This is a genomic window from Nonomuraea sp. NPDC005730, assembly GCF_040630865.1.
Taxonomy (GTDB): domain Bacteria; phylum Actinomycetota; class Actinomycetes; order Streptosporangiales; family Streptosporangiaceae; genus Nonomuraea.
On sequence record NZ_JBEXYK010000020.1, the window covers coordinates 122,947 to 132,162 of the forward strand.

Here is a 9,216-nt window from a genome sequence, read left to right on the forward strand (position 1 = left end):
GGTCATCCCTAGACATTTCCGGGGGAGGGATTGACCAGGGAATGAAGATGAACCACACCGCGATCGAGTACGCCGACTTCGCCGAATGCGACCGGCGTCTGCGCCGCATGGAACACCACGTGCTGGCGGCCTTCCTGGCCGGACTGGCCGTGGGCCTGATCGGCATGTTCACCGCCGGCAAGGGCCCGGAATGGTTCGGCCAGCTCTACGACCCGTACGCCTACCTGACCCTCTCGCTGGTCGTGGGCGCCACCGCGTCGGGGTTCGGCTGGGCGCTGCTGACCACGTTCCTGGCGGCCGTGTCCACCGTGGTCGCGGCCATGGGCGCGGGCGCGCTGCGCGGTGTGGACGGCTTCGACGTCATCGGCGGCGGCGTCGCCGGGCTGAACTGGACGGTCGGCCTGCTCGTCGGCCTCGGCCTGCTCGCCTACGTCACCCGCAGGCGGGACCGCTGGGGCGACCTGGCCGCGGGCGCGATCGGCGCCCTGCTGATCGCCGACGTCGTCGACCGCGCGACCCCCGGCTTCATCGACAGCGAGCAGTCGTTCTGGCCCGGACCCGCCATGGTGGTCGCGCTGCTGGCCGTGGCCCTGGTCGGGGTGCTGCGCAGGAACCGGCGGGCACGCGTGCGCGCCCTGGCGGTCTCGGCCGTCTTCGCCGGTCTGTTCACGGTCTGCCTGGGCGTCTTCGTGGGCGGCTGGCTGCCCCTCTCGGCCTGAGCGGGCGTACCGGCCGCCGGTGGCCGTGAGCCCGGTGATCCGGGCCTTCGCCAGTACGCGCCCGGTTAACGCCGCGCGGCGCGGCCCCCCGAGTCGATAGCCTGTAATCCTTCAGATCCAGGCCCCGAGCAAGGAGTAGCCGTGTTGCTGCGCATGTCGTCGTTGTTTCTTCGCACCCTGCGGGACGACCCGGCAGACGCGGAAGTGCCGAGCCACAAGCTCCTCGTCCGCGCCGGCTACGTCCGCCGCGTGGCCCCCGGCATCTACTCGTGGCTGCCCCTCGGCAAGCTGGTGCTGGAGAACGTCACCAGGATCGTCCGCGAGGAGATGAACCGGATGGGCGGCCAGGAGGTGCTCTTCCCCGCCCTGCTGCCCCGCGAGTACTACGAGGCCACCGGCCGCTGGACCGAATACGGCGACAACATCTTCCGCCTCCAGGACCGCAAGGGCGCCGACTACCTCCTCGGTCCCACGCACGAGGAGCTCTTCACCGACATGGTCAAGGGCGAATACTCTTCGTACAAGGACTACCCGGTCACGCTCTACCAGATCCAGACCAAATACCGCGACGAAGCCAGGCCCAGGGCCGGCATCCTGCGCGGCCGCGAGTTCCTCATGAAGGACTCCTACTCCTTCGACCTCGACGACGACGGCCTCAAGCGCTCCTACGAGCAGCACCGCGAGACCTACATCCGCACGTTCGAGCGGCTCGGCATCGAGTACAAGATCGTGTTCGCCACCTCGGGCGCCATGGGCGGCTCGGCCTCCGAGGAGTTCCTGGCGCCGACCCCCACCGGCGAGGACACGTTCGTCGCCTGCCACTCCTGCGGCTACGCGGCCAACGCCGAGGCCGTCACCACCGCCGCGCCGCCGGCCCGCGACCTCGACGGCGCCGCGCCGATGCGGGTCCTCGACACGCCCGACACCCCGACCATCGAGTCCCTGGTGTCCTACGTCAACGAGCGCCACGGCCTGTCCGTCACCGCCGCCGACACGCTGAAGAACGTCGTCGTCAAGGTCACGACCCCCGGCTCCGACAAGGTCGAGACGCTGATCGTCGGCGTGCCCGGCGACCGCGAGGTCGACTTCAAGCGCCTGGAGGCCGCGCTCGCGCCCGGCGAGCCCGCCATCTTCGAGGCCGCCGACTTCGCCGCCCACCCCGGCCTCGTCCGCGGCTACATCGGCCCGCAGATCCTGCGCGAGCTCGGCATCCGCTACCTCGTCGACCCCCGCGTCGTCACCGGCACATCCTGGGTCACCGGCGCCAACGAGCCCGGCAAGCACGCCGCCGACGTGGTCGCCGGGCGCGACTTCGTCCCCGACGGCACGATCGAGGCCGCCGAGGTGCGCGCCGGCGACCCCTGCCCCCGCTGCGGCTCCCCGCTGTCCATCGACCGCGGCATCGAGATCGGCCACATCTTCCAGCTCGGCCGCAAGTACGCCGACGCCGCCGGCCTCGACGCGCTCGGCCCCGACGGCAAGCCCGTCCGCATCACCATGGGCTCCTACGGCATCGGCGTCTCGCGGGCCGTGGCCGTCATCGCCGAGCAGGCCCACGACCAGCTCGGCCTGGTGTGGCCGCGCGAGGTCGCGCCCGCCGACGTGCACATCGTCGGCACCGGCAAGGAGAACCAGGTCGAGGCCGCCCTTGAGCTGGCCGGCGAGCTGGAGGCGCAGGGGCTGCGGGTGCTCGTCGACGACCGCGCCCAGGTCTCGCCGGGCGTCAAGTTCAAGGACGCCGAGCTGCTGGGGCTGCCCACGATCGTGGTGATCGGGCGCGGGCTGTCGCAGGGCGTCATCGAGCTGCGCGACCGGGTGACCGGCGTCAAGGAGGAGATCCCCCTCGCCGAGGCCGCCACCCGCATCCTGGCCGCCTGCCGCTGACCCACACCCCGCGGGCCGGGCGACTGTCCGCCCGCCCGCGGCCCGCACCCCTTCGAAGCCGGGCCGCTGTCCCGGCTCCGATGGGGACGGGCCGTCGTGCCGGTCTTTCGCTGGTGTCGTCAGCCGCCGGAGCCGGACGGCGCCGGCGTCGGGGGCGGGCTGCTGCCCGGCATGCCCGGGAAGGCCGCGGGCGGTGCCGGCTGGAAGGCGTAGGCGCGGGTCGCCGACTCCTGCATGGCCAGGGCGGCGTACTTGCGCAGCGCGGGGTCGCCCGCGGCGGCCAGCTCCAGATAGGCGGCCGTGATGCCGTTCTCCAGCTGCACGGCCAGCCGGGCGGCCTGCGCGGCGCCCGTGGGCACGTACGGCAGCGCGTAGGAGGGCTCCGACTCGTTCGGCCTCTCCCCGCGGCCGGTGATCAGATTGCGGAGCTGGTCGCGACGGGCCCGGTGGGCCTCGTAAGCGGCACCGGTCAGGTCCCGCAGGGAACCGGTCGTACGCGCCCCCAGGAGCCCGTAGGCGAACACGGCGGCATGCTCGGCGGCCAGGGCCTTGCGCAGCTTCCCGACGTCGTCCCCGTCCACCACGGCGCTGTCCCGCACGGCGCTGTCCCGCACGGCGCTGTCCACCACGGCGCTGTCCACCACGACCCTGTTCATCACGTTCCCGTTCACGACGACTTGGGCAGCGACACGGCGTGGACCGCCTCGCACGCCCCGATGCTGGCGAGGAGCTGGGCCACGCCGGGGGACAGGCCGGAGAGCTGACGGGGCCGCTGCGCCGCCGCCCGGCGCTCGACGTCCCGCAGCCGTGACAGCGTGGGCTTGGGGGACTTCGACGGCGTGGCGCCGGGTGACGCGCCCGGCGAGGCCGGCGAGGAGACAGGCGGCGAGGAAGCGGGCGGCGAGGCGGGCGGCGTGCCCGCGGGCAGGTATTTGCGCAGCTCGGCCAGGTGAGCCTGGTGCCGGGCGCGGAAGGGCTCCAGGGACTCGGCGCCACCCGCGATCAGCGCCGAGTAGAGGGCGACCGTGCGCTCCTTGTCGGCGACCACCTGCCGCAGCAGGACGGTCTCGGGCGAGTCGGGCGCCGGGGCCGCGGGCCCGGCAGGACCCGAGGCGCTGCAGGCCGTCAGGGCGGCCGCTCCGCCCGCCAGCACGGCTCGCCTGGAGAGGTGACGCGGGCGCACGGGCTTGGACCTCCGGTGACTACGGACCCGGTGACGAGGGACCCCAGTGACCGGGGCGCCGCCGGCGACGGCTCCAGGTGACTGCGGACGCAGATAGCATCGTACGGGCTGGTGCCCGGGAACGCCGTCAGGCGACGCTCCGCCACTCGACCACGACGAGTGGCGCTCTCTCCGTGCCTCCGTACAGATAGGGTGTCAACTGTCGTCGCTGGCTGCGCAGCCAGACGGCGGAGAGCCAGTGGCGAGGTCCGCCCGGCTGAGACATGACAATAGGGGAGGTCGATATGGGCAGCGCATCATCCCGCGACCACCTGATGAAGCTCCTGGAGCCCGTGGTCGGCGCGGAGGGCCTCGATCTGGAGGACATCACGGTCACCCAGGCGGGCAAGAGGCGGTTGCTTCGCGTGATCGTCGATCGCGACGGCGGCGTGAGCCTCGACGACATCGCCGACGTGAGCCAGGCCGTCTCCACCGCGCTCGACGAGGACGACGTGATGGGGCAGGCCGCCTACACCCTTGAGGTCTCCTCTCCGGGCGTCGACCGCCCGCTCACCGAGCCGCGCCACTGGCGCCGTGCCGCCAAGCGGCTGGTGAAGGCCGAGATGAGAGACGGCACCGTGGTGGAGGGCCGCGTCCTGGCGGCGGACGAGAGCGGCGTCGACCTCGACGTCGCCGGCTCCGCCAGCCGGATCGATTACCAGGACCTGACCCGAGGCCGGGTACAGGTGGAGTTCCGCCGGATCGACGACATCGACGACGTCGACGGCGACGAAGGCTAAGGGGGAAGCCTCGTGGACATCGACATGAGCGTCCTGCGCAGCCTGGAGCGGGAGAAGGACATCTCCTTCGACCTGGTCGTGAAGGCGATCGAGGACGCGCTGCTGATCGCCTACTTCCGCACCGAGGGCGCGGCGCCCAAGGCGCGTGCCCAGCTCGACCGCGGCAGCGGCCACGTCACGATCTGGGCGGCCGAGCTCGACGACGAGGGCGACGTCGTCAGGGAGTTCGACGACACCCCGGGCAACTTCAGCCGGATCGCCGCGACCACCGCCAAGCAGGTCATCCTGCAGCAGCTCCGCGACGCCGAGGACGAGATCAACTTCGGCGAGTTCGCCAGCCGCGAGGGCGAGCTGGTTTCGGGCGTGATCCAGCAGGGCAAGGACCCGCGCGTGGTGCTGGTCGACCTCGGCAAGATCGAGGCCGTGCTGCCGCACGCCGAGCAGGTCCCGGGCGAGGACTACGTGCACGGCGAGCGCATCCGCGCCTACGTCGTGCAGGTGAAGAAGGGCCACAAGGGGCCGTCGGTGACGCTGTCGCGCACCCACCCCGGCCTGGTCAAGAAGCTCTTCGCGCTGGAGGTGCCCGAGATCGCCGACGGCACCGTGGAGATCGCCGCGGTGGCCCGCGAGGCCGGCCACCGGACGAAGATCGCGGTCCGGTCGCGCAAGCCGGGCGTCAACGCCAAGGGCGCCTGCATCGGCCCGATGGGCTCGCGCGTCCGCAGCGTGATGACCGAGCTGCACGGCGAGAAGATCGACATCATCGACTGGTCCGAGGATCCGGGCGAGTTCGTGGGGAATGCGCTGTCGCCGTCCCGTGTTTCCCATGTCGAGGTTCTCGATCTCGAAGGACGGGTCGCACGGGTGACGGTCCCCGACTACCAGCTTTCGCTGGCCATCGGTAAGGAAGGGCAGAACGCCCGGCTTGCCGCCAGGCTCACCGGATGGCGCATTGACATCCGGCCTGACACACAAGCCGAGGATGCTGCCGGTTCCGTAGATGCGTCAACACGGTAAGCTGGAATATGGTGGCCACGCGGCCCCACAGCGCACCTGTGTGGGCTGCAGGGTTCGCACGGCTAAGTCCGAGCTGCTCCGCCTGGTGCGGATCGAGGACCATCTGGTCCCTGATCTGCGAGGACGGCTTTCTGGCCGCGGTGCATCGCTGCATCCGTCCTTGAGTTGTCTGGAGCTCGCCGAGCGTCGCCGAGCGTTCCCGCGCGCGTTTCGCGTGCCGGGGCCGCTTGACGCCTCGCGTGTGCGGGCACATCTGGAGGAGGAATCACGAAATGTCATGTAGGACGCCGAGTTGATGGGCGGAGTCAGATTGCTATGAGCGCCTGATGAGCACGCGGCGATGAAGACGTCAAGTTAACGACGGTCCGGACGGCACAGCCAGCCTCCCGGGCCGAGTAAGGGAGTGCAGTGGCGAAGGTCCGGGTATACGAGCTCGCTAAGGAGTTCGGCGTAGAGAGCAAGGTCGTCATGGCCAAGCTCCAAGAGATGGGGGAGTTCGTCCGTTCGGCGTCCTCGACCATCGAGGCGCCGGTGGTCCGCAGGCTCACCGAAGCTCTGGGCGCATCGAAGGGTGGGCCCTCCAGGGGCGGCGGTTCGTCGTCCAACAGGCCGCAGCCGCCCAAGGCTGCGCCCCGTCCGGCAGAACACCAGGCCGGCAACGGCGCCGCGGAGGCGCCGACCCCTACCCCTCCGCGTCCTGGTCCGGCTCCGAGGCCCGGCCCGCGTCCCGGCCCCGCGGCTCCCGCGGGCGGCGCGCAGCCGCGTCCGCCGGTGCCGATGCCTCACCAGCCGCAGCAGCAGCCCGAGGCGGCGCGCGGCGAGGCCTCCGGGGCTCCGCAGGCCCGCTTCGAGAGCGCGGCCGGTTCCGGCGCGCCCGCGCGTCCTGCTCCGGGGCCGCGTCCGGGTCCCGCCGCCCGTCCGGGTCCCAAGCCCGGTCCGGCGGCCCGTCCCGGGCAGCCTTCCGGTGGCGGCGGTGGCGGTCAGCAGCAGGCTCCGCGTCCGGGTGCGCCCGCAGGCGGCGGCCCGCGTCCTGGTCCCGGTCCCAAGCCGGGTCCGCGTGGCCCGCGTCCGGGTAACAACCCGTTCTCGTCCAACGCCAGTGGCATGGGCCAGTCGCGTCCGCCGCGTCCCGGTGGCAACCGCGACGGTGGTGGCCCCGGTCAGCGCGAGCGTCGTGAGGGTCCGCCGCGTGACGGCGCGGGCCCCCGTCCGCCGCGTCCCGGTGGCGGCGGCGAGGCCGGTCCGCGTCCCGCGGGTCCGCGTCCCGGTCCGCCCGGTGCGGCCGGTCCGCGTCCGGGTCCCGGCGCCGGTGGTCCGCGTCCCGGTGGGCCGCGTCCCAACCCGATGATGATGCCGCAGGGTCGTCCTGCCGGTCCGGGCGGTGGCCCGCGTCCCGGTGGCGGCGGCGGTGGCGGTCGTCCCGGCGGCGGTGGCGGCGGTGGCCGTCCCGGCGGTGGCGGCGGTCGTCCCGGTGGCGGCGGCGGCTTCGCCGGTCGTCCCGGTGGCGGCGGCGCCGGTCCCCGTACCGGCACCGGTGGTCCCGGTGGCGGCGGCGGTGGCTTCGGCGGTCGCCCGGGTGGCGGCGGCCGTGGTCGCGGCGGTGGCACGGCGGGTGCGTTCGGGCGTCCCGGCGGCCGTCCCGCGCGTGGTCGTAAGAGCAAGCGTCAGAGGCGCCAGGAGTTCGACAACATGTCGGCGCCGGCGATCGGCGGTGTGCAGGTCGCTCGCGGCAACGGCGCGACGATCCGCCTGCCGCGCGGCGCGTCGCTGTCCGACTTCGCCGACCGCATCGGCGCGAACCCCGCCTCGCTCGTGCAGATCATGCTGCACCTCGGCGAGATGGTGACCGCGACCCAGTCGGTCAACGAGGAGACGTTGCAGCTCCTCGGCGCCGAGCTCGACTACAACATCCAGGTCGTCAGCCCGGAGGAGGAGGACCGCGAGCTTCTCGAGGCCTTCGACATCGAGTTCGGCGAGGACGAGGGCGACGAGGCCGACCTGGCCGCGCGTCCGCCGGTCGTGACCGTCATGGGTCACGTCGACCACGGTAAGACCAAGCTGCTCGACGCCATCCGCAAGACCAACGTGGTGGCGCGCGAGGCCGGTGGCATCACCCAGCACATCGGTGCCTACCAGGTCGCCGCGACGCACGAGGGCGAAGACCGGAAGATCACCTTCATCGACACCCCGGGTCACGAGGCGTTCACCGCCATGCGTGCCCGAGGCGCCAAGTCCACCGACATCGCGGTGCTGGTGGTCGCGGCCGACGACGGTGTGAAGCCGCAGACGATCGAGGCGCTCAACCACGCCCAGGCGGCCGACGTGCCGGTCGTGGTCGCGGTGAACAAGGTCGACAAGGAGGGTGCCGACCCCACCAAGGTTCGCGCCCAGCTCACCGAGTACGGCCTGGTCGCCGAGGAGTACGGCGGCTCGACCCTGTTCGTCGACATCTCGGCGAAGAACGGCACGGGCATCGACAACCTCCTCGAGGCGATCCTGCTCACCGCCGACGCCGAGCTCGACCTGCGGGCCAACCCGACGATGGACGCCCAGGGCATCGCGATCGAGGCCCACCTCGACAAGGGCCGCGGCCCTGTCGCGACCGTCCTGGTCCAGCGCGGCACGCTGCGCGTCGGCGACTCCATCGTCTGTGGCGAGGCCTTCGGCCGCGTCCGGGCGATGCTCGACGACAGCGGCGAGCTGGTCGAAGAGGCCACGCCGTCCCGTCCGGTGCTGGTGATGGGTCTGACGGCCGTGCCGGGCGCGGGTGACAACTTCATCGTCGTCACCGACGACCGGATGGCCCGACAGATCGCCCAGCAGCGCGCGGCGCGCAAGCGCAGCGCCGACATGGCGAAGTCGAGCCGTCGCCTCACCCTCGAGGAGCTGTTCAGCAACCTCGAGAAGGGCCGCGTCGACGAGCTCAAGCTCATCATCAAGGGTGACGTGTCCGGTTCGGTGGAGGCCCTGGAAGACGCCCTGCTCAAGATCGACGTCGGCGACGAGGTCAGGCTCCGTGTCCTGCACCGCGCGGTCGGCGCCATCACCGAGTACGACGTCAACCTGGCCGTCGCCGACGACAACGCGGTCATCATCGGCTTCAACGTCCGCCCCGAGCCTCGGGCGCGCGACCTGGCCGAGCGCGAGGGCGTCGACATCCGCTACTACTCGGTCATCTACCAGGCGATCGAGGAAATCGAAGCGGCGCTCAAGGGCATGCTCAAGCCCGAGTTCGAAGAGGTCCAGATGGGCACCGCCGAAGTCCGCGAGGTCTTCAAGGTGCCGAAGATCGGCAACGTCGCCGGTTCGCTGGTCCGCTCCGGCACGATCGTCCGCAACAGCAAGGCCAGGGTGATCCGCGATGGCGTCGTCATCGCCGACAACCTGACCGTCTCGTCCCTGCGTCGCTTCAAGGATGACGCGACCGAGGTCCGCGAGGGCTTCGAGTGCGGCATCGGTGTCGGTTACAACGACATCCGGCTCGACGACACGATCGAGACGTTCGAGATGCGGGAGAAGCCGCGGGTCTGACCCGCGGCCGGGGGGGGGGCGGGGCCCCCGCGCGCCGCGCGCCGCCCCGCCCCCCCCCCCCCCCCCCCGCGCCGGGGGGGGGGCCCCCCCCCCACAGCCAGAC

Annotated in this window: 8 protein-coding genes; 6 read left to right on the top strand and 2 right to left on the bottom strand. The window is 72.1% G+C overall.

Going from position 1 to position 9,216, the window contains the following annotated elements:
- Nucleotides 1-47 precede the first annotated feature (47 nt).
- Nucleotides 48-719, top strand: a complete 672-nt coding sequence (locus ABZ444_RS23965; protein WP_358000707.1) for a hypothetical protein — start codon at nucleotides 48-50, stop codon at nucleotides 717-719.
- A gap of 141 nt (nucleotides 720-860) precedes the next feature.
- Nucleotides 861-2,603: a proline--tRNA ligase gene (locus tag ABZ444_RS23970; protein WP_358000709.1), complete on the top strand. Its 1,743-nt coding sequence runs from the start codon at nucleotides 861-863 to the stop codon at nucleotides 2,601-2,603.
- A gap of 119 nt (nucleotides 2,604-2,722) precedes the next feature.
- Here ABZ444_RS23970 and ABZ444_RS23975 read toward each other — a convergent pair whose 3' ends face one another.
- A complete protein-coding gene (locus ABZ444_RS23975) occupies nucleotides 2,723-3,259 on the bottom strand; it encodes a ferritin-like domain-containing protein (RefSeq protein ID WP_358000712.1) in 537 nt (178 codons plus the stop codon).
- 11 nt (nucleotides 3,260-3,270) lie between these two features.
- Entirely contained in the window at nucleotides 3,271-3,786 is a 516-nt protein-coding gene (locus tag ABZ444_RS23980) for a hypothetical protein (protein ID WP_358000715.1), read from the bottom strand.
- A gap of 284 nt (nucleotides 3,787-4,070) precedes the next feature.
- Here ABZ444_RS23980 and rimP point away from each other — a divergent pair, with 284 nt between their 5' ends.
- The 4 genes from rimP (at nucleotide 4,071) to infB (ending at nucleotide 9,113) form a co-directional block, all read left to right on the top strand.
- Nucleotides 4,071-4,565: a ribosome maturation factor RimP gene (rimP, locus tag ABZ444_RS23985; protein ID WP_358000718.1), complete on the top strand. Its 495-nt coding sequence runs from the start codon at nucleotides 4,071-4,073 to the stop codon at nucleotides 4,563-4,565.
- Nucleotides 4,566-4,577: 12 nt separating this feature from the next.
- Entirely contained in the window at nucleotides 4,578-5,582 is a 1,005-nt protein-coding gene (nusA, locus tag ABZ444_RS23990) for a transcription termination factor NusA (protein WP_358000721.1), read from the top strand.
- Nucleotides 5,566-5,865, top strand: a complete 300-nt coding sequence (locus ABZ444_RS23995; RefSeq protein ID WP_358000724.1) for a YlxR family protein — start codon at nucleotides 5,566-5,568, stop codon at nucleotides 5,863-5,865. The genes nusA and ABZ444_RS23995 overlap by 17 nt, the downstream gene beginning before the upstream one ends.
- Nucleotides 5,866-5,990: 125 nt before the next feature.
- Entirely contained in the window at nucleotides 5,991-9,113 is a 3,123-nt protein-coding gene (gene infB / locus ABZ444_RS24000) for a translation initiation factor IF-2 (protein ID WP_358000727.1), read from the top strand.
- The last annotated feature ends 103 nt before the right edge of the window (nucleotides 9,114-9,216 follow it).